The organism is Rhodanobacter ginsenosidimutans (assembly GCF_042655685.1).
Lineage (GTDB): Bacteria > Pseudomonadota > Gammaproteobacteria > Xanthomonadales > Rhodanobacteraceae > Rhodanobacter > Rhodanobacter ginsenosidimutans.
Genome location: NZ_JBHSMM010000002.1, coordinates 199,876 through 225,309, shown reverse-complemented (window position 1 = coordinate 225,309; position 25,434 = coordinate 199,876). Strand labels below are relative to the sequence as shown.

Sequence of the window (25,434 nt, the reverse complement as noted above, 5' to 3'; positions counted from 1 at the left end):
TGACTCCATGGCAACCTGCGCGCGAGCTGCTGCATGTCCGGTCAGCCGCCGCTTCGGTGGAAACGACGGCCGACGACTCATTCAGCGTGACGGCACGCCGCGGGCGTATCGGCGATCATGGTAGACCCGATGGACGTGGCCGGCACCCAGGCTGCCGCCGATGGCCGCGGCAATCAGCGAAAGCAACAGGCTGGCGAACAGCACCCACATGGCCATCGCCATGTAATGCGCGGCGCTGTCGGCGGCAGCCTTGATGTCGCTGCGGGCACGCGCCGCAGGGGCGGAAAGCCCTTGCACGGTGCTGTCGATATCGGCCGGCGACAGGTTGGTGTTGGCGGCCAGCAACGCCTTGGCGGTATCGGGCTGGTCGGCGATCAAGGCCATCGTCGCGACGCTCGCCGTACGCGGATCCAGTCGCACCGGCGCCGTGGCCATGCCTCCCGTCGTCGGCGCGTAGATGGAGCCCGATGCCGCGCCACCGGCTTGCCGCACCCGTTGCATCAGCTGCGCCTGCAACGCCACGCGGGCATCCGCCCCGGTGTGCTGGCCGCCGTGTGGCATGCCATGGGCATGCGCGCCCAGGCGGGCACCGCCCATCATGCTGGCGCCGCTGCCGATGGCACCGCCCATGCCCAGGGCCAGCAACAATCCGGACGCGGCAATCGAAAGGCCCCAGACGGTAATGCCGTGCATGACGCCCATGTTCCGGTCATCACGGCTGTCGAACCAACTGGCGAACATGCCGCCAAGCAACAAGGCCACGATCCAGGTGACGATCACCCACAACGCCGTACCGATGCCGATGCCCTTGGCCGTCGCTTCAGCGTCGTAAGGGTCGAAGGCGGAAAAGCCCATCGCCAGTCCGCCCACGTACATCAGAAACGCGACGCCGACGGCGACCAGCCAGCCGGCAATGATTGCGCCCCAGTTCATCGAGGGCTGGCTCAGCTCCACGATTTCCGTGCGCTCGATTTCCACTTGTGCCATGTCGTTCTCCCGCGGTGGGTGATCGGATCGAAGATGCCTTCGCGGCCGCGGATCAGGTGCAACCGCGCAACAGGAACAACACGATCAGTACCGGGATGGGAATGCCCAGCAGCCACAGCAGCACCCAGCCGATGCCACCTTTCTGCTTCTGCCGGTCAAGCTCCCGGCGATAGGCCTCAACCAATGTTTTCATGCGGCTCTCCCTGGTGGATATGGCATCCGGGATGGATGCGGCGCATCACCGCGGCGGCGCGGTGATGCGCCAGGGGAAAGTGCTACGGCAGGCGTGGATGGCTCGTGATGCGCAACCGCGTTGCGTTCAGGCGGCGCTGTCCAGCTGCGCCTGGACTTCGTTGATCGAATCGCGGATGCGCTTGCTGAAAACCGAGTCGTGCTGGTGGATCAGCAGCAGGCGTTCGGTGGCGCGGGTCATGGCCACGTAGAGCAGCCGTGCCTCGGCCGCTTCGTCGCCGTCGGGCGCCGGCATCTCGCCGAGGCCGGGGATGATCACCAGCGGAAATTCCAGCCCCTTGCTGGAATGCATGCTGACGATCTTCACGCTGTCCTTCACCAGGAACAGCGTGGATTTGCCATCGCCGTTGGCCAGTTTGCAGGCGATGCCGGCCGCCTGCAGCGCATCGCGAAGAGCACGGCCCTGGCGGTCGTGCTGGTACAGCACGGCGATGTCGTCCAGGGCGCGGCCGCGGGCCTGTTCGTCGCGAATTTGCGCGATCACCACGCCGACTTCATCGGTGTCGTCGTCCACCCGGATCAACTCGGGTACGGCGCCGCGCCGCCCCGCGCTTTCCGGTGCGATCAGCGGCACGCCGTCATCGTCGCCGTCGTGTGCCAGCAGCAGTTCGCTGGCGAAGCTGCGCGCCACGGAGAGGATTTCCAGCGTGTTGCGGTAATTGAGCTTGAGGATGGTGGTGCGCCCGCGCGCCTGCACGCCGAGGCTTTTCCAGGTGAATTTGCGCCGGTCGGTGCGGCCGTTGATGTTCTGCGCATCGTCGTACAGCACCAGCAGCGAGTTGGTGCTGGGATCGATCATCTGCACGATCAGCTTGTACCAGTCCGGCTCGAAATCGTGGCCTTCGTCGATCAGCACGGCGCCGTACTGGAAGCGCGGGATGCGCTCCTGGTCGACGCCATCGATCACCCGCTGCACCATCTGCGCAAAGAAATCGCGGCTGCCCTTGGCCGGCGGTTCCACGTGGTAGGCCGTGAGCATCTTGTGGCACCACTTGTGGAAGTTGTAGACCTGCACCTTCTCGCCCAGGCCGCGCTCGCCGATCAACTGGTCCAGCCGCGCGGCCAGCGTCTTGTTGTAGCAAAGCACCAGGATTGGCCGCGACAGCTCGCGCGCCAGCTGCATGGCGCGAAAGCCCAGGATCATGGTTTTGCCGGAGCCGGCCACGCCGTGGATGATGCGGTGCTCGTCGCCCAGCGAGCGCGCCAGTTGCTCTTGCTGCGCGTCCATCACCCGGATCAGGTCGGGGATTTCCAGCGGCTTCGGTGCCGGCGCGTCCGCGCGGTCGAACAGGCCGAACTGGCCTTCGCCCGAGGCCACGCGGATTTCCGGAAACAGGTGCCAGCGCACCCGGTCGATCTGCGGCAGGGTCAGTGCGGTGGGGAACACGTACGGAAACATCGCCCACAGGCGTTCCTGGAAATCCTCCGCCTCCACGCTGTCGTAGATCTCGTCCTGGCAGATGGCCAGATGCGCGGGGATCACCGCATCGAGCTGGCCGTCGATGAACTGCCGGCGACTGATGTTGGCGAGCACCACGCCGTAGGCCCACGGCATCACCAGCTTGCCGGCGTGGTGGCCCTGCTGGGGCTGGCGCAGGGCCGGGTCCTTCTGCAACTGCATGTAGACCTCGGTGGCATAGCCACGCGCCTGCAGCAGCGGGTTGTTCTCCTTCACCAGCCCGCGCCCGGTGAGCAGGGTGAACTGGGTCTTGTCGGCGTGCTGGATGGTGGCCGGCTTCCAGTCCTTCACCTCCAGCACCAGCAGGCCGCGGCGCGGATGGAACACCATGAAATCCGGGCGCAGCTGCCTCAGCCCGACGGGCACGTCGTACCACAGCAGGTAATCATCCTCGAGCTTCTGTTCCAGCCGCTCGGAGAAACGCTTCTCGCCGCCGGTCATGCGCGGCAGGCAGCCGTTGCGGGTGGGAATGAGCGTGGCCACGTAGGTCCCTGAAAAAGCCGATCACAGGACGTTAGCCGATCAGTACAGCGTGTCAACGTGCGCCATGGTGCGTTGCACGATCACGGGTGATGTGCTATTTGTAGCGGCCATGAATCGCACCCACGCCCACCAGTACTTTTGGTTTTATACCTATCCGAAGTTGCTGGCGGAGGCATGGTCGCGATCATCTTGAAGTCCTGAAGATCATTCCCGAAAAGCCGCCAGCTACCACCGGCGGCTTTTTTTGTGGCCGTCGCTGGCACCCAACCGAAGGAACCGCCACCGTGTCCCAGCCCACCGACGATTTGCGCATTCGCAGCCTTACCCAGCTCAGCACGCCCGCCGAGGTGATCGAGGATTGCCCCGCCAGCGAAGCGGCCACCGAAACCGTGTCCGCCTCGCGCGCGGCCCTGCACCGCATCATCGGCGGCGCGGACGACCGGCTGGTGGTGGTGATCGGCCCGTGCTCCATCCACGACCCGCGCGCCGCGCTGGAATACGCCGGCCGGCTGATGGCGCAGCGCGAGCGCTACGCCGACACGCTGGAAATCGTGATGCGGGTGTATTTCGAGAAGCCGCGAACCACGGTGGGCTGGAAGGGGCTGATCAACGATCCGGACCTCGATGGCAGCTTCCGCATCGACAAGGGCCTGCGGCTGGCGCGGCGCGTGTTGCACGACATCAACAACCTCGGCCTGCCGGCCGGTTGCGAATTCCTGGACATGATCTCGCCGCAGTACATCGTGGATCTGGTGGCGTGGGGCGCGATCGGTGCGCGCACCACCGAAAGCCAGGTGCATCGCGAACTGGCCTCCGGCCTGTCGTGCCCGGTGGGTTTCAAGAACGGCACCGGCGGCGACGTGAAGATCGCGGTGGACGCGGTGCAGGCCGCCTCGCAGCCGCATCATTTCATGGCCGTGACCAAGGAAGGCCGCGCCGCCATCGCCGCCACCGCCGGCAACGAGGATTGCCACGTGATCCTGCGCGGCGGCCGCCAGCCGAACTACGACGCGGCCAGCGTGGAATCGGCCTGCGCCGTGATCGGCAAGGCCGGCCTTGCTGCGCGGGTGATGATCGACGCCAGCCACGCCAACAGTTCCAAGAAGCCTGAAAACCAGCCGCGCGTGATCGACGACATCGCCACGCAACTCGAAGCCGGCGAACAGCGCATCATCGGCGTGATGGTGGAAAGCCACCTGCTGGGTGGCCGGCAGGACCCCGTCCCCGGCCAGCCGCTGGTCTACGGCCAGAGCATGACCGACGGCTGCATCGACTGGGATAGCTCATTGCAGGTGCTGGAGCGGCTGGATCAAGCGGTGCGTCGACGCCGGGAAGCGGTAGCGACGACGGCGGCGACCGTAGCTGCCTGAGCGACAGGTTTCCCTTCCCCCGCTCGCGGGGGAAGGTGCCGAAGGCGGATGGGGGAGCTCTTGATCTTGCCTTTCGCAATGCAAAAAGCGCCCCCCTTCAGCCCTTCGGGCAGCTTCCCCCGCGAGCGGGGGAAGCAAAAACACGCCCGCTCAACCCTCCAGGCTGGCATCCAGCGTAATCTCGGCGTTGAGCACCTTGGACACCGGGCACCCCTCCTTCGTCGCCTGCGCGATCTTCCCGAACGTGGCCGCATCGGCGCCCGGCACCTTGGCCTTGCAGGTCAGATGCACGGCGGTGATGGCGAAGCCGTCGCCGTCCTTGTCCAGTGTCACCACTGCGTCGGTTTCGATGCGATCGGCGGTGAGGCCCGCCTTGCCCAGTTCCAGCGACAGCGCCATCGAGAAGCAACCCGCGTGGGCAGCACCGATCAGTTCCTCCGGGTTCGTGCCGGGGCCGTCCTCGAAGCGGGATTTGAAACCGAACGGTGCCTCACGCAGTACGCCGGTCTCGGTGGAAATGGTGCCTTGGCCATCCTTCAGGCCACCGATCCAGTTGGCCGATGCGGATTTCTTCATGGCGATGTCTCCAGACTGAGGGGGAATCGCCAGTGTGCCGGGGTGTTCATTCAAGCGGCGCGAAGAAGACAGCTGTTCACGCACGTTTGTCCCGAATGCGGCTTATGCTGGGCTTCCGTCAGTGGAGTCCGTCATGGATCTGGAAATCACGCACGATCGCACAGGCCACCGTTTTGAAGCCACCGTCGACGGCGCCGTTTGCGCCATCGATTACACCCTGGCCGGCGGAGTAATGAACATTCACCACACCGGCGTGCCCAGCGCCGTGGAAGGCCGCGGCATTGCATCAGCGCTGATGAAGGCCGCCACCGACGCGGCGCGTGACGAAGGCTGGAAGATCAAGCCCTCGTGTTCCTATGCGGCCGCCTGGATGAAACGGCATCCGGAAGCGGCCGACCTGCTGGCCTGATCGGCGTCATGGTCCGTCGCGCGAAACGCGAGCGGGGCGGCGAACGCCTGGCATCGGCCGGCGGCTGGTGGCCCTGGAACGTGCTGCGCACCCGACCGTCGCTGGCGGTGGGCGGCGGGTTGATGGTGCTGGTCTGCGGGGGCCTGGTTCTTTTCGGGCTGCACCCGGCGCCGGCGTTGCTGGTGGGGTTCGATGTGGGCGCGCTGGTTTTCTTCGCCGCCCAGTTGCGGCAGTTCGGCCGCGCCACCCAGGACGAGATGCGTGAACGCGCGCGTTCCCAGGACGCTGGTCGCTGGGGCATCTTGTGGAGCGGGGTGGCGCTGTCGGCGGTGGTGATGGTGGCGCTGGGTACCGAACTCGAGATGGGCAAAGCCGGCGGATGGCTTGCGCTGGTCATCGCGGCAGTCAGCATCGTGCTCAGCTGGCTGTTCATGAACACGCTGTTCGCGCTGCATTACGCGCACGGCTTCTACGGCGATTACGGCGAGGAGCACGAGGGCCTGGATTTTCCCGGCAACAAGGAACCGGATTACTGGGACTTTGCCTATTTCGCCACCGTCATCGGCATGACGTTCCAGGTGTCCGACGTGCAGGTCACCAGCCGCTACCTGCGCCGCATGGTGTTGCTGCACGGCGTGATCGCGTTCTTCTTCAACATGTTCATCATCGCGGTGAGCGTGAACATCATGGCGAGCCAGGCCTGAGGGCCGGCCGATCAGTCGCGGAAATTGTCGAACTGCAACGGCAACTCCACCTCGGCGCCGCGCAGCACCGCCATCGCCTGTTGCAGGTCGTCGCGCTTCTTGCCGCTGACGCGCAGCTTGTCGCCGTTGATCTGCGCCTCGACCTTGAGCTTGGCGGCCTTCAGCGTGGCCACCAGCTTTTTCGCCACCGGCTGCTCGATGCCCTGCTTGACGGTGATCTTCTGCCGTGAGCCACCCAGGTTGGTTTCCGGTTCGGCCACGTCCAGTGCGCGGATGTCGATCTTCCGCGCCACCAGCCGGCCACGCAGGATGTCCAGCATCTGCTGCAGCTGGAACTCGCTGGGCGCGGCCTGGGTGATGGTGTAGTCGTCCAGCGTATAGGTCGCTTCCGTGCCCTTGAAGTCGAAGCGGGTAGCGAGTTCGCGGTTGGCCTGGTCGACCGCGTTGGTCAGTTCGTGTTTGTCGACTTCGGAAATCACGTCAAACGAAGGCATGGCGGCAACTCCTGGCGAACGGTCGTTCAGTGTAAGAGCAGCCGGCCGCTGAGGGATAATGCCGCGTTCCGCAAGACGGCGTGACGGGCGATGGCAGGATGAAATGGGATGTGCGCAAGGTCGACGTGCTGGTTGTGGGGGCCGGCGCCGCCGGATTGATGTGCGCGATTGCCGCCGGTCAGCGCGGCCGCCGGGTGCTGGTGGTCGATCACGCCAACAAGGTCGGCAAGAAGATCCTGATGTCCGGCGGCGGTCGCTGCAATTTCACCAATACCGGTGCCGGGCCGTCCAACTACCTCTCGGCGAATCCACATTTCGCGAAATCGGCGCTGGCGCGCTACACGCCGGCCGACTTCATCGCGCTGGTGGAAAGGCACCGCATCGCCTATCACGAGAAGGAGCTGGGCCAGCTGTTCTGCGACGAGTCGTCGAAGCAGATCGTGCGCATGCTGCTGGACGAATGCGCCGCCGCGGGCGTCACCATCGAAGTGGATTGCCCCGTGCAGCGTGTCCGCAAGATGGCGCACGGTTTCAGCGCCACGACGGCGCACGGCGAAGTGCACGCCGAGTCGCTGGTGGTGGCCTGCGGCGGATTGTCGATTCCCAGCATGGGCGCCAGCGGTTTCGGCTATGAGCTGGCGCGCCAGTTCGGCCACGAGGTCTTGCCCACGCGCGCCGGGCTGGTGCCGCTGACCTTGAGCGGCAAGCACCAGGATCATTACCAGGACCTCGCCGGTGTGGCGCTGCCGGCGGTGGAGACGCGGGTGGGCAAGCAGGCGTTTCGCGCGGGCCTGCTGTTCACCCATCGCGGCATCAGCGGCCCGTCGATCCTGCAGATCTCCTCGTACTGGCAGCCGGGCGACGATCTGCGCATCGATCTCGCGCCGGACCAGGACCTCGGCACCTGGCTGGTCGGACAGCGCGCGGCACGCCCCGCGGCGGAGCTGAAAACCGTGCTGGCCGACGTGTTGCCCAAGCGGCTGGCGCAACGATTGTGCGAGCAATGGTTCGAAAGCCGACCCATGCGCCAATACCGCGAGGCCGAGCTGGCCGGTATCGGTGCGCAACTGGCCAACTGGCCGATCACCGCCAGCGGCACGGAAGGTTATCGCACCGCCGAGGTGACTCTGGGCGGCGTCGATACTGACGGTCTGTCATCCAGCACGATGCAGTCGAAGCGGGTGCCGGGGCTTTATTTCATCGGCGAAGTGGTGGACGTGACCGGCTGGCTGGGCGGCTACAACTTCCAGTGGGCGTGGGCGTCGGGGCAGGCGGCCGGCGCGGTGGTGTAGCCGGCAGCTTTCGCATGGGCTGAACGCCGGCCGTGGTTCACTGCGCGGCCATGCTTGTCGAGGATGCTTCATGAAAGTCGGATTTATCGGATTGGGCGCGATGGGCAGCGCCATGGCCAGCAATCTGCAGGCCGCCGGCCATGCGTTGACGGTGTGGAACCGCACGCCCGAGGCCACCGCGCCGCTGGTGTCGCTGGGCGCCAAGGCGGCGCGAACGGCGGATCGCGCCGCCCAGGGCGAGGTGCTGTGCAGCATGCTGGCCAATGACGCAGCGGTGCGCGAGGTGTTTCTCGACAGCGGCCTGCTCGATGCGATGGATGCCGGCACGGTACACGTGAACCACGCCACCATCTCGGTGGCGCTGGCCGAAGAGCTGGTAGCTGAGCACGAACAGCGTGGGCTTGGCTACGTCGCCGCGCCAGTGTTTGGCCGTCCGGATGTGGCCGCCGCGGCACAGCTGAACATGCTGGTCGCCGGCAAGACCACGGCGGTGGAGCGGGTGCGGCCGGTGCTGGAGGCGATGGCCGCCCGCCTGTGGCCGTTGGGTGAGGCGCCGCAACGCGCCACCGTGGCCAAGATCGCCGGCAACTTCATGCTGGCCGCGGCGATCGAGAGCATGGCCGAGGCCACCGCGCTGACCCGCGCCCACGGCGTCAGCGCCGCCGATTTCCTGGACGTGATGACCCAGACCCTGTTCGCCGCGCCGGCCTACCAGGGCTACGGCAAGCTGATCGCCGAACAGCGCTTCAAACCCGCCGGCTTCACCCTGCCGCTGGGCCTGAAGGACGTGGGGCTGGCGCTGGCGGCGAGCGAAACCGCCCGCGTACCGTTGCCGTTCGCCGGCGTGCTACGCGACAGCCTGCTGGAGGCCCTGGCAGGCGGCGACGCCGAGCTGGACTGGTCGGCACTGTCACTGGTGGCCGCCCGCCGCGCGCACCTCGACGAAGGCGGGCAGGGCTGACACATCCGGGTGCGAAACAACGCCCCCGAAGTCTCCCTTCTCCCGCTTTGCGGGAGAAGGTGCCCGACAGGGCGGATGAGGGCGCTCTTGATCCTGCCGAAGAACAGCGCGATGCCCGGCTTCTCAACCCAGCCCGGCAAGCAACTCCGCTGATGCCTCCACGACATGCGCCGCGGACACGTCGCGAGTGATCCAGTCCAGGCTGCCGTCCACCACTGTGTGACTGCGCCCGCCGATCCACGTGGCCGTGCCGTCGATCCGCGCCACCAGGAGAGCATCGTGACCCACTTCGCGCCCCTGGCTGACGCGATACCCATGTGACAGCAAACCGTGCGGTTCGGCGTGGGCAATGTAGGCGGCGATCAGGCCGTTGGCGGCGCCGGAAGCGGGGTCTTCCACCACGCCCACGCCGGCAGGGAAGGCGCGCACTGCCAGTTGGTAATCAGCGTGCATGCTGCGTGCGAAAACGCACAGGCCCATGCTGTCGCTGGCCTGGGCCAATGCGCCGATCGCGGCGTGGTCGGGTTGCCATGCGCGCAGGCTCGCCTCGTCGGCCAGCTCGGCCAGCCACCAGCGGCGACCGCCGTCGATCAGGGCAGGTGGCAATGCGCCCGGCTCGACGCCGGCCAGCGTCGATGCCAGCAGGGGATGTGCCTCGTGGCCGGTGGCCACGATCCGCGAGGGCGGTGACTGCAACAGCAGCTCACGCTCGGCGCCGTGGCCCTCGACCCGGATCGGCAGCACGCCGGCGCCGCATTCCTGCCACAGCACTCCATCGCGCGGTTGCGCGACCCCGCAGGCCAGTACGGCATGGGCGCTGCCGATGCTGGGATGGCCGGCGAACGGGATCTCCTTGTGCGGCATGAAAATGCGCACGCGGTAGCTGGCGTTCGGCTCGGTCGGGGGCAGCAGGAAGGTGGTTTCGACCAGCGCCGTCCAGCGCGCGAAGCGCTGCATCTCCTCGGCGCTCCACGCGTCTGCGCCCACTACCACCCCCAGGTGGTTGCCGCCGCCGGGTGTGGCCGCAAAGACGTCCATATGCAGGTAACGCAAAACACTCATCGTATCGACCGCCGCTGAACCATCGCGCATCATAACCATGCCCGGCGCCGCGCGACAGCGAGGCGGGTGGTGCGCGGCCGGCCTGGCCCCATTCGACAAGCGGCGCGGCTGTCGCCAAGATGCCGGCTTTGTTCCCTCGTACCGGACACTTTCATGCCGATTACCCTGATCATCATCGCCATCACCTGCGTGGTTTCGTACCTTGCGTTCAGGAACCCGCGCCTGATGAACGACCTGATCCTGTGGCCGCCGGCCATCGCTCGCCAGCGCGAGTACTACCGCCTGGTGACCTACGGCCTGGTGCACGCGGATTTCGGCCACCTGCTGTTCAACATGTTCACGCTGTTCTTCTTCGGGCGGGTGATGGAAGGTTTTTTTGCCCAAAAACTGGGCAGTTTCGGTTTCGTGCTGTTCTATATCGGCGGATTGGTGTTCTCGATCCTGCCGACCTACCTGAAGCACCGCAACGATCCGAGTTACCGCAGCCTTGGCGCATCCGGCGCGGTGTCGGCGGTGCTGTTCGCCTTCATCCTGCTGGCGCCCTGGCAACGCATTATCGTGCTGGTGGTGCCGATGCCGGCGATCGTCTACGCCGTGCTGTACACCGCGTATTCCATCTACATGGATCGCCGCGGGCAGGACAACGTCAATCACAGTGCGCACCTGTGGGGCGCGGCGTACGGCGTGATATTCACCTTGCTGATGGATGGTCGCGTGCTGCCGTATTTCCTCAACCAGCTGGTCCATCCCTCGTTCTGAGGGTGAACGGCAGCGGCGACTTCAGATGCCTGTCACGGCGTGGGCGTGCATACTGGCTGCGGTCCTATCGATCACCCGCAGGAGAACCCACGCATGGCTATGACACGCAAGTCGGCTGCGAAGAAGTCCGCGGCAAAGACGACACCTACCAAAAAGAAGGCGGCCTCGAAGGCAGCTGCAGGCAGCGCCAGCCGCAAGCCCGCGCCGCGCAAGTCGGCCGCAGGTGGCGCGGCCACGCCGCGTTCGGCGGCAAAGAAATCCGCCGTGAAGAAGTCGGTGGCAAAGAAGAGCCCGGTCAGGAAAGCAGCCTCGAAGAAGGCTGTAGCCAAGAAGCCGACGGCCAGAAAGGCGGTTGCGAAGAAGGTCGTGGCGAAGAAGGCGGCAGCGAAGAAAGTTGTCGCCAGGAAAGCCGTTGTGAAGAAGACCGTCGCGAAGAAGGCCATCGCGAAGAAATCCGTCGTCAAGAAAGCGGTGGTGAAAAAGACTGGCGCGCAACTCAGCGCGACTCGGCAGGCTGAAACCCGGAAGGCTGCAGCGAAGCGGGCCGCGGCAAAGCGTCCCGCGGCCAAGAAAACGGCAACCAAAAACGCCGCCATTCACAAGCCCACCACCAAGGCAGCCGCGCCGGCGAAAGCCGCGCCGCGCAAGTCGACCACCCGGAAAGTCGCCGATCAACGCTCCGCGGTGAAGAAAGCTGCGCCGCAGCCCAAGCCGGTGGCCAAGTCGGAGCGTACGGTCGAGGTTCCGGTGCAGCACATCACTCCCGAGGAGGCGGTGGCGCACATCCAGGCCTTGCTGGAGGTAAAGCACGAGCGCGTACGCCAGGGGCCCAGCTGGCCTGACGCCGACCCGCAATCGCATGGCGGCAACGCGGGCATGCATCCACCCGTATCCGGCGAGATGGCCAGTAACGGCGATGTCGCCGACAGCCATACGCTGCCGGCGCCACGCAATGATCTGGGCAAGCGCAAAAGCTGAAGATTTCGCAACGAGGCGCCAGGCAAGCGGGAGTGCGGCAGCGTCGTACATCCCGCGGCTCAGTACGGGTTCAACCATCGCAGCCTAGCGTGGTACATCACCCTGCGGAGGCCGCTCATGAAACGCAAAATCTCCCTTCTGGGCATGGTTGTTGCGGCGGTGTCGTTGTCTGGCTGCTATTACGACCCCGGCTACAGTTACGTGCGCAACAACGGATCGCAGGGCGACGTTTACTACGGCCGCAGCGCCCCGGTGTACGACGACGGCTATTACGGGACGCCGGGCTATTACAACTATTACGGCTGTTGCTACGACTATGGGTACGCACCCGGTGTGAGCATCGGCGTCACCCACACCTGGTACGGTGGCGCGCGATATCGCCACGGTGACCGCGGTGGATGGCATCGCGGTCATGCCTACGGTGGAGACCGCCGCCCCGCCTACCGTGACAACGACCACCGCGGCCGTGGCGATCACGGCCGAAATCGCGGCGGGTCCGACCGGCGCGGCCAGGATGGGCACGGGCGCCATCATGACCGCGATGACCGCCGGTAACGTGCGGGCGGGTTTGCCCGCGCGTCATTTCTCCGCCGATCGCCTGCGTGCCGCCATGTGTTTCAGGTAGTCCAGCACCGCGTCCAGGTCAGCATCCGAAAGCGTCTTTTCGCTGAACGCCGGCATCCGCGCCTGCGGCCATTGCCGCAGCGATTGGGGGTTGCGGATAAAGCCGCGCAGCAGATCGGCGCGCAGGTATTCGGTGGGGCTGTGGGGCACGTTGAGATCCGGCCCCAGCGTGGCGGCGCCTTCGCCGTTCAGCGTATGGCAGGCGAAACAGGTGCGCTGGAATACCGAGAAACCACGCCGGATCGGGCTGCCCGCCGGTAGCGACGCGGCTGGCTGGATGGCGGGAAACCTGCTGGTGACGGGCGGCAGCACGCGGATCGCCGCCACTTGGTAAGGCCATTGTTCCGGATTGATGTTGCCCGCGCGGGGCCGGGTCCAGACGACATAGAACGGCCCGGCAGCGCCGTGACTTTCGCTCAGTGCTGGCCAGGGATGGGCCGGGTCGTCGATTGCCAGCCACGCCTCGCTGCCGCCATGTTGCAGCAGCAGGGTCGCGGGGATTTCCGCCACGAACCCGTCCAGCGCGGTGAACTGCAGATGGTCGCCGACGCCGATGCCCGGCAGCAGGGCGGTCAGCGGCACGGCGCGATAATGCATGGTGCGGTGGAAAGCCACGTCGTCGGGAATCGTGATGGCGCGAACGTCGGGGCGCTGCAGCAACGTTTCCGTGTCATGGACGGTGTTTCCATGGTTTGTCTCCACCCGCAGCTCCGCGGCCTGCGTCATCAATGGAAAAACAAGCAGGCCTGTGACAAAAAATCGCAGAAAATTCACGGTGGACTCCGATAAAATAGCCAGACGATTTTAGTAGTGGGGCCAGGTGGATGTTTTCCAGCTGTCGATAACCTGAACGGTTACGAGGCAGCTCTTGAACCACCGCCACCGTGACCACACTAACGTTGTGTATCGCCGTGATGGCGACCAGAGGTGGCAAGCGACATCCCGCCGCCGAGGGGCTGGCCCTTCCTCCCCTGGAGGCCAGCCTGACAAACCCCATCAGTCCTCCCCTGGCTGATGGGGTTTCTTTTTGCCCGAAACAAAATCCCGCAAGAAACCTGTCCGCGCATAGCGTGGATAATGGACGTACGCATTCGCGAATCCTGCCGGGCATCCGATGATCATCGATTCACTGCTGGACACCGACCTGTACAAGTTCTCCATGATGCAGGTGGTTTTGCACCAGTATCCCGCGGCGCAAGTCGAATACCGTTTCAAGTGCCGCAACCCGGGCATCGACCTGGTGTCGTGCATCGACGAGATCCGCACCGAACTGGCCGCGCTGTGCCAGTTGCGATTCCATCCCGATGAATTGGCATACCTGCGCACCTGGCGTTTCATCAAGAGCGATTTCGTCGACTTCCTGGGGTTGTTCCAGCTCAACGAGAAGTACGTGGAGATCACGCCCTCGGCGGCCGGCAACGGCGAGATCGAGATCCGCATCTGCGGCCCCTGGCTGCACACCATCCTGTTCGAAGTGCCGCTGCTGGCGATCGTCAACGAGGTGTATTTCCGCCGCACCAACGCTGGCCTGGACCTCAGCGAAGGCCGCCGGCGGCTACAGGAAAAAATCGCCCTGCTGCGCGACAACCCCGATTACGCCGATTGCCGCATCGCCGACTACGGCACCCGCCGGCGTTATTCGCGCGTATGGCAGGAAGAGGTGGTGACCACGCTCCGCCGCGATCTGGGCGCCCAACTGGCGGGCACCAGCAACGTGTGGCTGGCGCGCAAGCTCGACCTCACCCCGCTGGGTACGCTGGCGCACGAATACCTGCAGGCGCACCAGGCGCTGGGGCCGCGGCTGCGCGACTCGCAGGTGGCGGCCCTGGAGGCATGGGCGAAGGAATACCGCGGCGACCTGGGCATTGCGCTGTCCGATGTCTACGGCCTCAATGCCTTCCTGCGCGACTTCGACATGTACTTCTGCAAGTTGTTCGACGGCACCCGCCACGATTCGGGCGACCCATTCGAGTGGGGCGAGAAAGTGCTGGCCCACTACCAGGCCAACCGCGTCGATCCGCGCAGCAAGGTGCTGGTTTTCAGTGATGGCCTCGACATCCCCAGGGTGATGCGGCTTTACGCGCATTTCCGCGGCCGCTGCCAGCTGGCGTTCGGCGTGGGCACCAACCTCACCAACGACCTGGGCCCGGAGCCGCTGCAGATCGTGATCAAGATGATCCGCTGCAACGGCCAGCCCGTGGCCAAGCTCAGCGACTCGCCTGGCAAGAACATGTGCGAGGACCCGGCCTACGTGGCGTACCTGCGCCAGGTGTTCGAGATACCTGATACGCAAGGCTGAGGCTTTATCTTTCCCATCGAGATTCCCGGCAACCCCGATGCTTGCTTCCCCCGTTCACGGGGGAAGGAACGAATCGAGTTCAGAACGCGGGTAGCACGGCCCCGTGATACTTCTGCTCGATAAACGCCTTGATCTCCGGGCTGGTCAGCGCCTTGGCCAGCTTCTGCACGCGCGGATCATTCTGGTTGTCCGGGCGACCGACCAGGTAATTCACGTACGGCGAGTTCTTGTCTTCGATCAGCAGCGCATCTTTCGTGGGATTCAGGCCCGCGGCCAGCGCGTAGTTGGTGTTGATCAACGCCAGATCCACCTCGTCCAGCGTGCGCGGCAGCATGGCCGCCTCCAGTTCGCGGAATTTCAGGTGTTTCGGGTTGGCAGTGATGTCCTTCAGCGTGGACATCTCGTTGCTGGGGTCTTTCAGCGTGATCAGGCCGTTCTTCGCCAGCAACAGCAGCGCGCGGCTGTTGTTGCTGGGGTCGTTCGGCAAGGTGACGCTGGCGCCGTCGGGCAGCTCCGCGATGCTTTTGTATTTGCGCGAGTAGGCGCCGAACGGCTCGATGTGCACGCCGGTGATAATGGTCAGGTGGGTGCCGCGCTCACGGTTGAACGCATCGAGATAGGGCTTGGTCTGGAAGTAGTTCAGGTCGATGTTCTTCTCGGCCACCTGCATGTTCGGCTGCACGTAGTCGGCGAACACCTTGACCTGCAAGTTCACGCCCTCCCTGGCCAGGATGGGTTTCACCTGCTTCAGGATTTCCGCATGCGGGATGGCGGTGGCCGCCACGGTGAGCGTTTGCGCGTCCTTGCCGGCGTCGCCGGGAGCGGAGCAGCCGGCCAGGAGCAGGGCGGCGAGAAGGGCGAGGGCTTTTTTCATGATGAAGTGTCGGCGCGGCGCTCAAGAATAGCCGTCCATACTGCCATGTGTAAAAGGCAAGCTTCACTGTGGACCGACTTGTAGGAGCGACTTCAATCGCGATGCCTCTGCTCTGGAGCCCCAAAGCAAGAGCATCGCGACTGAAGTCGCTCCTACATTCTTAGTGCCGGCCGAAGCGGGCCACCACGCGGTCGCCGATCATCTGCAGCAACTGCACCAGCACGATCAGCAGCACCACGGTGACCAGCATGTAGTCCGATTTGTAGCTGAGATAGCCGTAACGGTAAGCCAGGTCGCCCAGGCCGCCGGAGCCGATCGCGCCGCCCATCGCCGTGTAGCCCACCAGCGCAATGGCGGTGACGGTCATGCCGGCGAAGATGCCGCCGCGGGCCTCCGGCAGCAACACGTGGCGCACGATCTGCCACAGGCTGGCGCCCATCGCCTGGCTGGCCTCGATCACGCCTTGCTGCACTTCGCGCAGGGCGGTTTCCACCAGCCGCGCAAAGAACGGCGCGGCACCGATCACCAGCGGCGGGATGGCGCCGCGAATGCCCAGCTTGGTGCCGACCAGCACGTAGGTCACCGGCATCAGCACGATCATCAGGATGATGAACGGTACCGAGCGCAGGATGTTCACCAGCAGCGAGGTGATGGCGTACAGCTTCGGCATCGGCCGCAACTGGTTCGGGGCGGTGAGGTACAGCAGCACGCCCAGCGGCAGGCCGATCGCCACCGTAAGCGCCATCGAGCCGCCCAGCATCAGCAAGGTGTCGATGCAGGCGCGGCCGATCTCGGCCCAGTCGTCGATGTTGGGAAACAGGCGTTGCAGCAGGTTCATCGGGGCAGCTCCTCGATCTCGATACCGGCCTGGCGCAGAGCGGCCAGCGCGGCGTCCACCCTATCGCCCTGCATCGCCAGGGTGAGCTGGCCGTAGGGCAGGTCCTTGATGCGGTCGATGCGGCCGGCCAGGATGTTGAAGTCGATCCCCGTCTCGCGCGCCACGCGGCCCAGCGCGGGCGTCATCGTGGCATCCCCGCGGAAACTCAGCCGCAGCAGGCGCCCGGGTACCTGCGCATACGGCACGTGCGCGCTGGCGGATTCCTCCGGCAAGGCCTCGTTGACGAACCGCTTCGTGGTGGCATGTTGCGGGTGCAGGAACACGTCGGCCACGCTGCCGCGCTCCACGATCGCGCCGCCATCGAGCACGGCCACGCGGTCGCACACGCGGCGCACCACGTCCATTTCGTGCGTGATCAGCACGATGGTGAGCTTCAATTCGCGATTGATCTGGGCCAGCAAGGCCAGCACCGACGCCGTGGTTTGCGGATCGAGCGCGCTGGTGGCCTCGTCGCACAGCAGGATGGACGGCCGATTGGCCAGCGCACGCGCAATGCCCACGCGCTGCTTCTGGCCACCGGAAAGCTGCGAGGGGTACTTGTCGGCGTGATCGGCCAGCCCCACCCGCGCCAGCAGTTCCTCGACGCGCTGGCGCACCACGGCGGCGCGGCGCTCGCCGGCCAGTCGTATCGGAAAAGCCACGTTGTCGGCCACCGTTTGCGAGGCCAGCAAATTGAAGTGCTGGAAGATCATGCCGATCCTGCGCCGCTGGGCGCGCAACGCCGGCTCCGCCAGCGCGGTCATTTCGACGTCGTCGACGAACACCTGGCCACCGCTGGGCCGCTCCAGCAGGTTGATCAACCGGATCAGCGTGGACTTGCCCGCACCCGACAGGCCGATGATGCCGAACACTTCGCCATCGGCGATGTCGAGGTTGAACCGCTGCAGCGCGGGAATATCGCGACCGCCGGCGCGGTAGGACTTGTGGACATCGACGAAGCGGATCACGTGAAATTCCGGGCAGTGCGAGAGGAGCGCCATTGTAGGCCGCGGGCCGTCAGCGGCGATGGCGTAGACTCCAGAGGTTCACCCAACGGAGCTTCGCATGACCAGTGTCTACGATTTCAGCGTCCGCGATATCGATGGCAACCAGCGCTCGCTGGCCGAGTGGCACGGCAAGACCCTGTTGATCGTCAACGTGGCCTCCAAATGCGGTTTCACGCCGCAGTACACGGGGCTGGAAACGTTGTGGCAGGACCAGCGTGACAAGGGACTGGTGGTGCTGGGTTTCCCCTGCGACCAGTTCGGCCATCAGGAGCCGGGCAGCGAGGCGGAGATCAAGACGTTCTGCAGCACGAATTACGACGTCACGTTTCCGATGTTCGCCAAGATCGAGGTGAACGGCGAGCACGCCGACCCGCTGTACAAGTGGCTGAAGAGCGAAGGCAAAGGCGTGCTGGGCAGCGAGTCGATCAAGTGGAACTTCACCAAGTTCCTGGTCGATGCCGAAGGGCAGGTGGTGAAGCGCTATGCCTCGACGGATACACCCGAAAAGATCGGCAAGGATACGCTGCAACGACTGGGCGGCTGATCCTCAGCCACCACCCGTGAGGTTGGCCAGCATCACCGCGATGGCGTCGACCTCCGCGCTGGGGCGCGGCGCACCGGATGCCGGCACGTAGTTGTTGAGCATGATGGCGAACGCCAGCCGTTCGCCGGAAGCGGTGGTGACGTAGCCGGCCAGGCACTGCACGTACGCCATCGAACCGGTCTTTGCATGCACATTCCCCTGCGCTGCGGTGCCGCGCATGCGCCAGATGAGCGAACCATCGACACCGGCAATCGGCAGCGATTCGCGCAGCAGCGCCGCCTGGGGTTGCGCAGCCAGGTAGACCAGCAGCCGCACCAGTGCATTCGGCGTCGTGAGATCGCGCCGCGCCAGGCCGCTGCCTTCCACCAGCGCACTGGCCGATGGCGGTATGCCGATCTTGTCCAGCAGCCGATGCAGCGCTTCGATCGCACGCTGCTCGCTGCTGACGAAGGCAGAGGGCGCCGGTGCGTCGGCCAGCGGGCTGGCGCCAGCGGCCAGCAACAGGTTCTGCAGGTACAGGTTCTGCGAGCGTTTCAGGCCACGGTGCAGGATCTCGCCCAGCGGCGGTGAAAATACTTCGGCGACGATGCTCGCGTCTGCCGGCAAGCTGCCATCGCCCTGCGGCCAGTGCCGAACCAGCAGTTTGCCATCGACCTGAATATGCCGATGCCGCAATGCCTGCAGCAATTGCGCGCCCGCCGAGGCCGCAGGATCGGGCAGCGACAACTTGTAGTGCCGTGGCGTCGCACCCAACGCCACGCTGCCGAATGCCTGCAGTGTCGCGGCGCCCGGAGCGCGATAGAGGCTGATGTCGTTCGGTGTTCGCGCAGGGATGGTCAGCAAGGTGTTTTCGACCTGCAGGCCCGCGTCGGCCGGGTCCAGCGTGACGTGTGCCAGCTGGCCGACGCGGGCGGCGGGCGTCACCGTCACCCTGACCGAGTTCTCGTTCACGCTGAGCGCGGAAGCGGGTGCCGCGAACGCGCTCTGCAGGTCGCCCGCCTCCCAGCCGGAGCCGGTCGACGGCCCGCGGAAATAGCTGTCGTCGGCGATCACGTTGCCATGCACCCGCCGCACGCCGCTGGCCGCCAGCTGGCCGGCCAGTTGATCGGCCCAGTCCGCACTGGTGTTCACCGTGCCCAGGGTCGGGTCGCCCATGCCGTAGAGAATCAACGGGCCGTCCAGACGTCCATTCGCGATGGCGCCACCGGCCAGCAAGCGGGTAGGCATGCGGTAATCCGCGCCCAGCGTCGACAACGCCAGCGCAGCGGTGAAGAGCTTGGTGGTGGACGCCGGCTGCATCAGGTGATCGGCGCGGTGGGCGTACAGCGTGCGGCCATCGTCCAGCGACACCACGGCAATGCCCCAGTCAGCAGCGGCAAAGCGCGGTGTGCCGATATGTGCGTCGATCCGTGCCGCGAGCGTGGTCGTGGCCGGTGGCGCCGCCGTGGTGGCCAGCGAAACGGCCATCAACAGAACGGACACGAATTTGTTATGCGCAAATCGCGAAAATGGCTTCATCCACACAGTATCGCCAATCAGCTGCCGCGTCGGACGGCGGCATCGCTTCTGTTAACCTTGGAACTTCGTGCCGGCATCTGGCTGGCGGATTTGAACCTACACGCGAGAGTCTCATGCAGATTGCCCAAAACGCCGTTGCCGCCTTTCACTACACGCTGACCGACGACGAGGGTCAGGTGATCGACAGCTCAAAGGGACGTGAGCCGCTGACCTATCTCCACGGTGGTGGCCAGATCGTGCCGGGCCTGGAAAAGCAGATGGAGGGCCGTGGCGTCGGCGACAAGTTCACCGCCGATGTGGCGCCCGAGGAAGGCTACGGCGTGCATCACGCCGAGCTGTTGCAGGAAGTGCCGCGCGAGGCGTTCCAGGGCGTGGACGATATCCAGCCGGGCATGCAGTTCCAGGGCCGTGGCCCGCAGGGCGAGATCAACGTCACGGTGACCAAGGTCGAGGACGGCAAGGTGTTCATCGACGGCAACCATCCGCTGGCGGGCAAGACCCTGCACTTCGACATCGAAGTCACCAACGTGCGTGAGGCCACCGGCGAAGAGCTGGAACACGGCCACGTGCACGGCGAGGGTGGTCACCACCACTGACCCCTGGCCTTCCTTCTCCGGGAAGCGCAGCAGGTTGTTCCTTCTCCCGCTTGCGGGAGAAGGTGCCGAAGGCGGAAGAGGGCGCTTTTGATCCCGGCTTCCAGCAAGAACGAAGCCCCCTTTCAGCCCTCCGGGCAGCTTCCCCCGCGAGCGGGTGAAGCAAGCGATTGGTAGCTACTGTGCGAGATGTTCCTTCCCGTTTGCGGGCGAAGGGGTTCGAGCTTACAAGGCGACTGAAGAGCCAGGCGGATGGGCCAGGTTGTTCCTTCTCCCGCTTGCGGGAGAAGGTGCCGAAGGCGGAAGAGGGCGCGCTTGATCCGGGTTTTCCCGCAAGAACGAAGCCCCCCTTCAGCCGTCCGGGCAGCTTCCCCCGCGAGCGGGTGAAGCAAGCGATTGGTAGCTATTGTGCGAGATGTTCCTTCCCGTTTGCGGGCGAAGGGGTTCGAGCTTACAAGGCGACTGAAGAGCCAGGCGGATGGGCCAGGTTGTTCCTTCTCCCGCTTGCGGGAGAAGGTGCCGAAGGCGGAAGAGGGCGCTTTTGATCCGGGCTTCCAGCAAGAACGAAGCCCCCCTTCAGCCGTCCGGGCAGCTTCCCCCGCGAGCGGGTGAAGCAAGCGATTGGTAGCTATTGTGCGAGATGTTCCTTCCCGTTTGCGGGCGAAGGGGTTCGAGCTTACAAGGCGACTGAAGAGCCAGGCGGATGGGCCAGGTTGTCCCTTCTCCCGCTTGCGGGAGAAGGTGCCGAAGGCGGAAGAGGGCGCTTTTGATCCGGGCTTCCAGCAAGAACGAAGCCCCCCTTCAGCCCTCCGGGCAGCTTCCTCCGCGAGCGGGGGAAGCAAGCGATTGGTAGCTGCTGGGCGAGATGTTCCTTCCCGTTTGCGAGGGAAGGCGTTCAGCTTGCAAGGTGCCCGAAGGGTGGAAGAGGGGGCCTTTCTCAGTACCAATCCAGCAGCGAAATACCCAGGCCCAGGTAAGTGGCCTTGTGGTTGTAGTCGATCAGGCTTTCGCCATAGCCGTGAAAGACCTCGGCATAGCCGCGCAGGTTGCCGGCCAGCGGGAAGGTCCAGCTGAAGCGCGCGGCACCGTGGCTGCGGTCGCCGCCGCGCAGGGAGTGGCGCAGCATCAGCCCGAATTCCTGGCCGTTCGCCTCGTGCACGATCTGCATCTCGCCGCGGCCCATATAGTCGCTGATGTCCGGGTTGTTGTCGTCGCTGCGCGGCTCGGGGATGCGCCACCAGGGGCGCAGCATCACTGTCCAGCCGTCACGTTCGAAGCCGACGTTGGCGATAACGCGGTTCCAGCTGCGCGACAGCGGATTGCCGCGGCCGTTGGATTGATGATTCACGCCGATGCCCAGAATCCGGCCCGTCCAGCCCAGTGCCTCGTAATGCGTGTTGAACATCAGCATCGCTTCGGGTTCGTAATCGGTTTCGCGGAACGGGCGTGACAGCTGCGAGTTGTAGACCTGCCAGCGGGAGGATTGCGTATAGCCCACCCACAGGTCGCCCGCATCGCCGAATACGCCTTGCCACACCTTGGTTTTCAGGCTCAGCTGGAACTTCGCCTCCATGTTGTCCAGCTGCTGGTTTTGCGTGACCGTGTTGTCCGGGTTGGGGCTCTGCGGCCGATTGTTCTGGTGGTTGGTGATGAACACCGGCAGCACGTAGACCGGCTTGTAGCCGCGCACATTGAACGTGCCCAGCTTGCTCTCCGGCGACAGCTCCCAGCGGCTGTCCAGCAGGGACAGCGGCCGCGCCACTTCGGGGTTGGTCGCCACGGCGGTGCTGGTGGAGGAGGAAGCGTCGTGGCTGAAAATGTCGGGCGTCGAGGTCTCGGTGTCCGCCCGCTTTTGTGCGGTCGGCAGGTTGACCCGGCCGGTGGCGTGGTCGTAGCAGGCCAGCCGCTGCGAGTCGGTTTCGATGCCGGTGCAGGCGCGGATATCGGTGGGGTCTGGATTCTGCGCATGTCCTGGTGCGGCGACCAGGCCGGCGGCCAGGGCCAGCGGCCACGCGGCGGAATGAGGCTTCATCAATAACTCCGAAAGGGATGGGGACGACAGCGGTGTCGTTCGCTGTCGGGCCCGCAAGCGTAAAGGATCGCGAATGAGAGAGGCCGGCCACGTCGACTTGTGGCCGGCCTGCGGGGGATGCGATGGCAACGGCGAACGCGCGGAGCGCGTCAGGGTTGCTTGGTCCATCGCTGGTATTCCGCCTTGCTGATGCTGCCGTTGCGGTTGCTGTCGGCATGCAGGAAATCATTGGCCAGCGGCGGGTAGGCAACCGCCTGCGCCTCGGTGATGCCCTTGCCGCCGGCCGACAATTGCGCAAAGTCCGGTGCCGGGCCGATTTGCGGCGCCGGTGCCGGCGTGCTGCGCACGGTCAGTTCGCCTTGCGGTGTCGGGTAGGACGCCTGGTCGGCGGTGGGTGCGGCTGGTGCCGCTGGCGCTGCCGGTGCGGCGGGAGCAGCTTCGGCGGGTGATGGCATGTCGGATGATGGCGGCACCGGCGCGGGTGGCGGTACCGGCGGCATGCTGGCCGGGGGTGGCGGTGGTGGTGCCGGTGGCGGCGGCGGGTTCTGTGCCAGCAGCGAACCGGTGAACAGCAACGACCCGGCGGCGACGAAAGACAGCCATGGCTTGCGAGATTTCATGATCGATACTCCATGCCAGAATGAGTGCTCAAATGTTGTGGACACATGTCATCCACCCACGGCATGCGCGCCAGGTTTCATGGCGACGCTTTCACGGCGGATGCTCCCGGAGATTCCGTACATGCCGGTTCCCTATGCTGATAAGGCCATCGTGAAGCTACCGTGTCGCCGCGCCCGGCAGGCGGCATGCTGACGGCGGGGCAGGCGCGGGCGCTGCAGCTGGCGGCACAGGGGTTGCTGCAACCATTGCAGCGACGGCCGCGCCGCGACGATGTGGTGGCAGCGGTCGAGCGCATGCGCCTGCTGCAGATCGACACGATTCACGTGGTGGCACGCAGCCCGTATCTGGTGTTGCATGCCCGTCTGGGCAACTACCCGACGAACTGGCTGGACGAGGCGCTGGCCGCCGGCAAGCTGGCCGAATGCTGGGCGCACGAGGCCAGTCTGGTCGGTGCCTCCGACATCGGCTGGCATCGTGCCTGGCGCGCGCAGCGCCTGCAGCACTGGGCCCAGCGCCACGCCCTGCGCGTGCAGCAGGAACATCGTGTCGAGATGGATGCGCTGCTGGACCGGATCCGCGCCAACGGCCCGGTGCGCGCCGCGGATTTCACCCGCGCACCGGGCAGCGTGGCGGGCAAGCCGGGGTGGTGGGAGTGGAAACCGGAGAAACGCTGGCTGGAGGCCTGCTTCGCGCTGGGCGAGCTGATGGTGGCGCGGCGGGACAATTTCCAGCGAGTGTACGACCTCGCCGATCGCGTGCTGGCGCGGCTCGACCCGCCGCTGGATCCGTCCACCGAGACGGCCGAGCCGTTGACTGTGCGCCAGCGGTTCATCGCCGACACCGTGCGCGCACTGGGGATCACCACCGCCGCCTGGATCGCCGACTACCATCGCCTGAAACCGGCGGTCAGCGAACAGGAGCTGGCGCCGCTGCTGGAACGCGGCGAGCTGCTGGCGCAGCCGGTGCAGGGCTGGAAAACGCCTGGCTACGTCCATCGTGATCATGCCGACGCGCTGGACAAGGCACGGCAGGGCCGGCTGCGGGCCACCCACACCGCGCTGCTTTCGCCGTTCGATCCGCTGGTATGGGATCGCGCGCGGGCAAGCGCGATGTTCGATTTCGACTACACGCTGGAGTGCTACGTACCCGCGGCGAAACGCCGTTACGGCTATTACGTACTGCCCATCCTGCATCGCGGCCAGTTGATCGGCCGGCTCGACGCCAAGGCGCATCGTGCCGATGGTGTATTCGAGATCAAGGCCTTGTTCCTGCAGCCGGGTACCGCGTTGGCGCCGCGACTGGTTCAGGCGCTGGCCGACACCATCCACGACACGGCGCGCTGGCATGGCACGCCGCAAGTACGCCTGGCGCACTGCGAGCCCGCCGCCCTGGCTTCCCGGTTGCGGGCTTGCTGGCGCGCGGGCTGATCGCTGTCAGGCGCCCACTTGTGGGTTTTCAGGGCGTGGTGCTGGCCGGGGCAGGGCTGACTTCGCAGGACTTGCCGTGCAAGGCGGTGCGCAACTGGGTCGCCAGCGAATTGCAGCGGGCGGCCAACTGGGGGCGGATGTCCGGGTTCTGGGAGTCGCGCAGCAGGCTGGTGCGCATCGCCTCGTAACGGTCCTGCAGCTGGCCGGGCGCGAAGATTTCGGCGGCGCGATGGCAGCCGATATAGCTGGCCAGATAGTCGTCGCAGGCGGGAATGCCGGTGCGGTCAGGCAGGTTGGTGGACGACGTGCCGCTGCTGTGGCGGGTGCCTTCGACGGTGCTGGATGCCTTGGCCGCCTGCGGCGTGTGGTGGCGGGCGGCGGGAGTCGTGTCGCGGACGGTGGTTGTCGTGCGGGTGGTCGGGGCCGTCTCGTGGGTGGCGCAACCGGTCAACAGCAGGCCGACGAGCAGGGCGGTGGTCAATCCCGAACAAGCTGCAAACGGGCGTGCTGAAATGGTCATCGGGGCTTCTCCTTGGGCTATCGAAGGCGGCGGGTAATAACCCCCTGCCGGAGCGGTACCGAAGCACAGTAGACAGCGGCAAGTAAAAAAAACCTGAATAACCGGCCCGTCACCTGAATCAGGCCGGGTGCTTGCGCCATGGCCGGCTTTTGGTTTTCGCGGCTTTGTACATTGCGCATGAAGATGCGCTGTTTAATGGGTGTGGCGGCCAGTGCTGCCGTAGGGTCGAGGCGGCCGGATTGCGCGGCGGCCGGCGGTGATTTATGACGTCCCAAGCGCCGTTGCCAGGCCCTGTTTTGGGCTACTACTTGCGCCCGAAAAATCCGTTATGCTTGCGCGACTGCGTTTGCTTGGCCACGTGCGTGCCGGTATGGATTGCATAATCCGCATCGTTTCACCCGACCCTGCATGCTCAGTAAGCGTCGGCCTGTTGAGGCCGGTTTGTCTCAGCGTCAGGATTGGATCGGAGTGAGCTATGTCGGATCGTGAAGTAGGTACAGTCAAGTGGTTTAACGATGCCAAGGGTTTTGGTTTTATCAGCCGTGAGGCAGGCCCGGATGTGTTCGTGCATTTCCGCGCCATCACCGGCTCGGGTTTCAAGAGCCTGCAGGAAGGCCAGAAGGTGAGTTTCAAGGTGGTCACCGGCCAGAAAGGTCTGCAGGCCGAAGACGTCACGGCGGTCTGACCCACGACACCCGATTGAGAGGGGCCG

General features: G+C 65.4%; 27 protein-coding genes. 13 read left to right on the top strand and 14 right to left on the bottom strand.

Features of this window, described 5'->3' with window-relative positions:
• Positions 1 to 81: 81 nt before the first annotated feature.
• The 3 genes from ACFPK0_RS10770 to ACFPK0_RS10760 form a co-directional block, all read right to left on the bottom strand.
• The gene (locus tag ACFPK0_RS10770) at positions 82 to 987 is read right to left on the bottom strand and encodes a hypothetical protein (protein WP_056077747.1); all 906 of its coding nucleotides are present in this window, start codon (positions 985 to 987) and stop codon (positions 82 to 84) included.
• A gap of 52 nt (positions 988 to 1,039) precedes the next feature.
• Positions 1,040 to 1,180, bottom strand: a complete 141-nt coding sequence (locus tag ACFPK0_RS10765) for a hypothetical protein (RefSeq protein WP_200945308.1) — start codon at positions 1,178 to 1,180, stop codon at positions 1,040 to 1,042.
• A gap of 126 nt (positions 1,181 to 1,306) precedes the next feature.
• Positions 1,307 to 3,181: a DEAD/DEAH box helicase gene (locus ACFPK0_RS10760; RefSeq protein WP_377340681.1), complete on the bottom strand. Its 1,875-nt coding sequence runs from the start codon at positions 3,179 to 3,181 to the stop codon at positions 1,307 to 1,309.
• Positions 3,182 to 3,465: 284 nt separating this feature from the next.
• On the opposite strand from ACFPK0_RS10760, the gene ACFPK0_RS10755 reads away from it, so the two are divergent.
• Positions 3,466 to 4,551: a 3-deoxy-7-phosphoheptulonate synthase gene (locus ACFPK0_RS10755; protein WP_056077753.1), complete on the top strand. Its 1,086-nt coding sequence runs from the start codon at positions 3,466 to 3,468 to the stop codon at positions 4,549 to 4,551.
• A gap of 150 nt (positions 4,552 to 4,701) precedes the next feature.
• Here ACFPK0_RS10755 and ACFPK0_RS10750 read toward each other — a convergent pair whose 3' ends face one another.
• The gene (locus ACFPK0_RS10750; protein ID WP_056077756.1) at positions 4,702 to 5,127 is read right to left on the bottom strand and encodes an OsmC family protein; all 426 of its coding nucleotides are present in this window, start codon (positions 5,125 to 5,127) and stop codon (positions 4,702 to 4,704) included.
• Between the two features lie 133 nt (positions 5,128 to 5,260).
• On the opposite strand from ACFPK0_RS10750, the gene ACFPK0_RS10745 reads away from it, so the two are divergent.
• A complete protein-coding gene (locus ACFPK0_RS10745) occupies positions 5,261 to 5,536 on the top strand; it encodes a GNAT family N-acetyltransferase (RefSeq protein ID WP_377340677.1) in 276 nt (91 codons plus the stop codon).
• An 8-nt stretch (positions 5,537 to 5,544) separates the two neighbouring features.
• Positions 5,545 to 6,240 (top strand): DUF1345 domain-containing protein, encoded by a 696-nt coding sequence (locus ACFPK0_RS10740; protein WP_056077762.1) that lies wholly within the window; start codon positions 5,545 to 5,547, stop codon positions 6,238 to 6,240.
• Between the two features lie 11 nt (positions 6,241 to 6,251).
• On the opposite strand, the gene ACFPK0_RS10735 is transcribed toward ACFPK0_RS10740, so the two are convergent.
• On the bottom strand, positions 6,252 to 6,734 hold the full coding sequence (locus ACFPK0_RS10735; RefSeq protein ID WP_007079851.1) for a YajQ family cyclic di-GMP-binding protein: 483 nt from the start codon (positions 6,732 to 6,734) through the stop codon (positions 6,252 to 6,254).
• Between the two features lie 98 nt (positions 6,735 to 6,832).
• Between ACFPK0_RS10735 and ACFPK0_RS10730 the strand changes: the two genes are divergently transcribed.
• The gene (locus ACFPK0_RS10730) at positions 6,833 to 8,026 is read left to right on the top strand and encodes a BaiN/RdsA family NAD(P)/FAD-dependent oxidoreductase (RefSeq protein WP_377340674.1); all 1,194 of its coding nucleotides are present in this window, start codon (positions 6,833 to 6,835) and stop codon (positions 8,024 to 8,026) included.
• 70 nt (positions 8,027 to 8,096) lie between these two features.
• Positions 8,097 to 8,987, top strand: coding sequence for an NAD(P)-dependent oxidoreductase (locus tag ACFPK0_RS10725; RefSeq protein WP_377340672.1), 891 nt, complete (start codon positions 8,097 to 8,099; stop codon positions 8,985 to 8,987).
• 123 nt (positions 8,988 to 9,110) lie between these two features.
• On the opposite strand, the gene ACFPK0_RS10720 is transcribed toward ACFPK0_RS10725, so the two are convergent.
• Positions 9,111 to 10,049, bottom strand: coding sequence for a PhzF family phenazine biosynthesis protein (locus ACFPK0_RS10720; RefSeq protein WP_377340670.1), 939 nt, complete (start codon positions 10,047 to 10,049; stop codon positions 9,111 to 9,113).
• A 153-nt stretch (positions 10,050 to 10,202) separates the two neighbouring features.
• On the opposite strand from ACFPK0_RS10720, the gene ACFPK0_RS10715 reads away from it, so the two are divergent.
• From ACFPK0_RS10715 to ACFPK0_RS10705, 3 genes are all read left to right on the top strand, one after another.
• Positions 10,203 to 10,808, top strand: a complete 606-nt coding sequence (locus tag ACFPK0_RS10715; protein WP_056077774.1) for a rhomboid family intramembrane serine protease — start codon at positions 10,203 to 10,205, stop codon at positions 10,806 to 10,808.
• Between the two features lie 93 nt (positions 10,809 to 10,901).
• Positions 10,902 to 11,786 carry a histone H1-like repetitive region-containing protein gene (locus ACFPK0_RS10710; protein WP_082520080.1) on the top strand — a complete coding sequence of 295 codons (885 nt, stop codon included), beginning with the start codon at positions 10,902 to 10,904 and terminating at the stop codon, positions 11,784 to 11,786.
• 117 nt (positions 11,787 to 11,903) lie between these two features.
• Positions 11,904 to 12,341, top strand: coding sequence for a hypothetical protein (locus ACFPK0_RS10705; RefSeq protein WP_056077777.1), 438 nt, complete (start codon positions 11,904 to 11,906; stop codon positions 12,339 to 12,341).
• Between the two features lie 24 nt (positions 12,342 to 12,365).
• Here the strand turns inward: ACFPK0_RS10705 and ACFPK0_RS10700 are convergent, their stop codons facing one another.
• The gene (locus tag ACFPK0_RS10700) at positions 12,366 to 13,184 is read right to left on the bottom strand and encodes a c-type cytochrome (protein ID WP_377340668.1); all 819 of its coding nucleotides are present in this window, start codon (positions 13,182 to 13,184) and stop codon (positions 12,366 to 12,368) included.
• A gap of 340 nt (positions 13,185 to 13,524) precedes the next feature.
• Here ACFPK0_RS10700 and pncB point away from each other — a divergent pair, with 340 nt between their 5' ends.
• Positions 13,525 to 14,709, top strand: coding sequence for a nicotinate phosphoribosyltransferase (gene pncB / locus ACFPK0_RS10695; protein ID WP_377340665.1), 1,185 nt, complete (start codon positions 13,525 to 13,527; stop codon positions 14,707 to 14,709).
• 79 nt (positions 14,710 to 14,788) lie between these two features.
• Here the strand turns inward: pncB and ACFPK0_RS10690 are convergent, their stop codons facing one another.
• The 3 genes from ACFPK0_RS10690 to ACFPK0_RS10680 form a co-directional block, all read right to left on the bottom strand.
• Positions 14,789 to 15,583, bottom strand: a complete 795-nt coding sequence (locus ACFPK0_RS10690) for a MetQ/NlpA family ABC transporter substrate-binding protein (RefSeq protein ID WP_056077787.1) — start codon at positions 15,581 to 15,583, stop codon at positions 14,789 to 14,791.
• Between the two features lie 160 nt (positions 15,584 to 15,743).
• Positions 15,744 to 16,421: a methionine ABC transporter permease gene (locus ACFPK0_RS10685; protein ID WP_056077790.1), complete on the bottom strand. Its 678-nt coding sequence runs from the start codon at positions 16,419 to 16,421 to the stop codon at positions 15,744 to 15,746.
• A complete protein-coding gene (locus ACFPK0_RS10680; protein ID WP_377340660.1) occupies positions 16,418 to 17,428 on the bottom strand; it encodes a methionine ABC transporter ATP-binding protein in 1,011 nt (336 codons plus the stop codon). Before ACFPK0_RS10680 ends, ACFPK0_RS10685 begins: the two co-directional genes overlap by 4 nt.
• Positions 17,429 to 17,525: 97 nt before the next feature.
• On the opposite strand from ACFPK0_RS10680, the gene ACFPK0_RS10675 reads away from it, so the two are divergent.
• Complete coding sequence (locus tag ACFPK0_RS10675) at positions 17,526 to 18,011, top strand: glutathione peroxidase (protein WP_377340658.1); 486 nt, start codon at positions 17,526 to 17,528, stop codon at positions 18,009 to 18,011.
• Positions 18,012 to 18,014: 3 nt separating this feature from the next.
• Here the strand turns inward: ACFPK0_RS10675 and dacB are convergent, their stop codons facing one another.
• Complete coding sequence (gene dacB, locus ACFPK0_RS10670) at positions 18,015 to 19,493, bottom strand: D-alanyl-D-alanine carboxypeptidase/D-alanyl-D-alanine endopeptidase (protein WP_377340655.1); 1,479 nt, start codon at positions 19,491 to 19,493, stop codon at positions 18,015 to 18,017.
• A gap of 149 nt (positions 19,494 to 19,642) precedes the next feature.
• On the opposite strand from dacB, the gene ACFPK0_RS10665 reads away from it, so the two are divergent.
• Positions 19,643 to 20,125 (top strand): FKBP-type peptidyl-prolyl cis-trans isomerase, encoded by a 483-nt coding sequence (locus ACFPK0_RS10665; RefSeq protein WP_056602624.1) that lies wholly within the window; start codon positions 19,643 to 19,645, stop codon positions 20,123 to 20,125.
• 934 nt (positions 20,126 to 21,059) lie between these two features.
• On the opposite strand, the gene ACFPK0_RS10660 is transcribed toward ACFPK0_RS10665, so the two are convergent.
• Both ACFPK0_RS10660 and ACFPK0_RS10655 read right to left on the bottom strand, forming a co-directional pair.
• Positions 21,060 to 22,154 (bottom strand): phospholipase A, encoded by a 1,095-nt coding sequence (locus ACFPK0_RS10660; RefSeq protein WP_377340653.1) that lies wholly within the window; start codon positions 22,152 to 22,154, stop codon positions 21,060 to 21,062.
• A 149-nt stretch (positions 22,155 to 22,303) separates the two neighbouring features.
• Positions 22,304 to 22,774, bottom strand: coding sequence for a hypothetical protein (locus ACFPK0_RS10655; RefSeq protein WP_056602628.1), 471 nt, complete (start codon positions 22,772 to 22,774; stop codon positions 22,304 to 22,306).
• Between the two features lie 186 nt (positions 22,775 to 22,960).
• On the opposite strand from ACFPK0_RS10655, the gene ACFPK0_RS10650 reads away from it, so the two are divergent.
• Positions 22,961 to 24,202: a winged helix-turn-helix domain-containing protein gene (locus tag ACFPK0_RS10650; RefSeq protein WP_377341205.1), complete on the top strand. Its 1,242-nt coding sequence runs from the start codon at positions 22,961 to 22,963 to the stop codon at positions 24,200 to 24,202.
• 28 nt (positions 24,203 to 24,230) lie between these two features.
• Here the strand turns inward: ACFPK0_RS10650 and ACFPK0_RS10645 are convergent, their stop codons facing one another.
• Positions 24,231 to 24,722, bottom strand: coding sequence for a hypothetical protein (locus ACFPK0_RS10645; protein WP_056077812.1), 492 nt, complete (start codon positions 24,720 to 24,722; stop codon positions 24,231 to 24,233).
• 475 nt (positions 24,723 to 25,197) lie between these two features.
• On the opposite strand from ACFPK0_RS10645, the gene ACFPK0_RS10640 reads away from it, so the two are divergent.
• Positions 25,198 to 25,407 (top strand): cold-shock protein, encoded by a 210-nt coding sequence (locus tag ACFPK0_RS10640; RefSeq protein ID WP_007079831.1) that lies wholly within the window; start codon positions 25,198 to 25,200, stop codon positions 25,405 to 25,407.
• The last annotated feature ends 27 nt before the right edge of the window (positions 25,408 to 25,434 follow it).

Bases quoted from the DNA above. Each gene is read 5' to 3' on its own strand.
- ACFPK0_RS10770 (WP_056077747.1), bottom strand. From the start codon at position 987: ATGGCACAAGTGGAAATCGAGCGCACGGAAATCGTGGAGCTGAGCCAG.
- ACFPK0_RS10765 (WP_200945308.1), bottom strand. From the start codon at position 1,180: ATGAAAACATTGGTTGAGGCCTATCGCCGGGAGCTTGACCGGCAGAAG.
- ACFPK0_RS10750 (WP_056077756.1), bottom strand. From the start codon at position 5,127: ATGAAGAAATCCGCATCGGCCAACTGGATCGGTGGCCTGAAGGATGGC.
- ACFPK0_RS10745 (WP_377340677.1), top strand. From the start codon at position 5,261: ATGGATCTGGAAATCACGCACGATCGCACAGGCCACCGTTTTGAAGCC.
- ACFPK0_RS10740 (WP_056077762.1), top strand. From the start codon at position 5,545: ATGGTCCGTCGCGCGAAACGCGAGCGGGGCGGCGAACGCCTGGCATCG.
- ACFPK0_RS10735 (WP_007079851.1), bottom strand. From the start codon at position 6,734: ATGCCTTCGTTTGACGTGATTTCCGAAGTCGACAAACACGAACTGACC.
- ACFPK0_RS10730 (WP_377340674.1), top strand. From the start codon at position 6,833: ATGAAATGGGATGTGCGCAAGGTCGACGTGCTGGTTGTGGGGGCCGGC.
- ACFPK0_RS10725 (WP_377340672.1), top strand. From the start codon at position 8,097: ATGAAAGTCGGATTTATCGGATTGGGCGCGATGGGCAGCGCCATGGCC.
- ACFPK0_RS10720 (WP_377340670.1), bottom strand. From the start codon at position 10,049: ATGAGTGTTTTGCGTTACCTGCATATGGACGTCTTTGCGGCCACACCC.
- ACFPK0_RS10715 (WP_056077774.1), top strand. From the start codon at position 10,203: ATGCCGATTACCCTGATCATCATCGCCATCACCTGCGTGGTTTCGTAC.
- ACFPK0_RS10710 (WP_082520080.1), top strand. From the start codon at position 10,902: ATGGCTATGACACGCAAGTCGGCTGCGAAGAAGTCCGCGGCAAAGACG.
- ACFPK0_RS10705 (WP_056077777.1), top strand. From the start codon at position 11,904: ATGAAACGCAAAATCTCCCTTCTGGGCATGGTTGTTGCGGCGGTGTCG.
- pncB (WP_377340665.1), top strand. From the start codon at position 13,525: ATGATCATCGATTCACTGCTGGACACCGACCTGTACAAGTTCTCCATG.
- ACFPK0_RS10690 (WP_056077787.1), bottom strand. From the start codon at position 15,583: ATGAAAAAAGCCCTCGCCCTTCTCGCCGCCCTGCTCCTGGCCGGCTGC.
- ACFPK0_RS10685 (WP_056077790.1), bottom strand. From the start codon at position 16,421: ATGAACCTGCTGCAACGCCTGTTTCCCAACATCGACGACTGGGCCGAG.
- ACFPK0_RS10675 (WP_377340658.1), top strand. From the start codon at position 17,526: ATGACCAGTGTCTACGATTTCAGCGTCCGCGATATCGATGGCAACCAG.
- ACFPK0_RS10665 (WP_056602624.1), top strand. From the start codon at position 19,643: ATGCAGATTGCCCAAAACGCCGTTGCCGCCTTTCACTACACGCTGACC.
- ACFPK0_RS10660 (WP_377340653.1), bottom strand. From the start codon at position 22,154: ATGAAGCCTCATTCCGCCGCGTGGCCGCTGGCCCTGGCCGCCGGCCTG.
- ACFPK0_RS10655 (WP_056602628.1), bottom strand. From the start codon at position 22,774: ATGAAATCTCGCAAGCCATGGCTGTCTTTCGTCGCCGCCGGGTCGTTG.
- ACFPK0_RS10650 (WP_377341205.1), top strand. From the start codon at position 22,961: ATGCTGACGGCGGGGCAGGCGCGGGCGCTGCAGCTGGCGGCACAGGGG.
- ACFPK0_RS10645 (WP_056077812.1), bottom strand. From the start codon at position 24,722: ATGACCATTTCAGCACGCCCGTTTGCAGCTTGTTCGGGATTGACCACC.
- ACFPK0_RS10640 (WP_007079831.1), top strand. From the start codon at position 25,198: ATGTCGGATCGTGAAGTAGGTACAGTCAAGTGGTTTAACGATGCCAAG.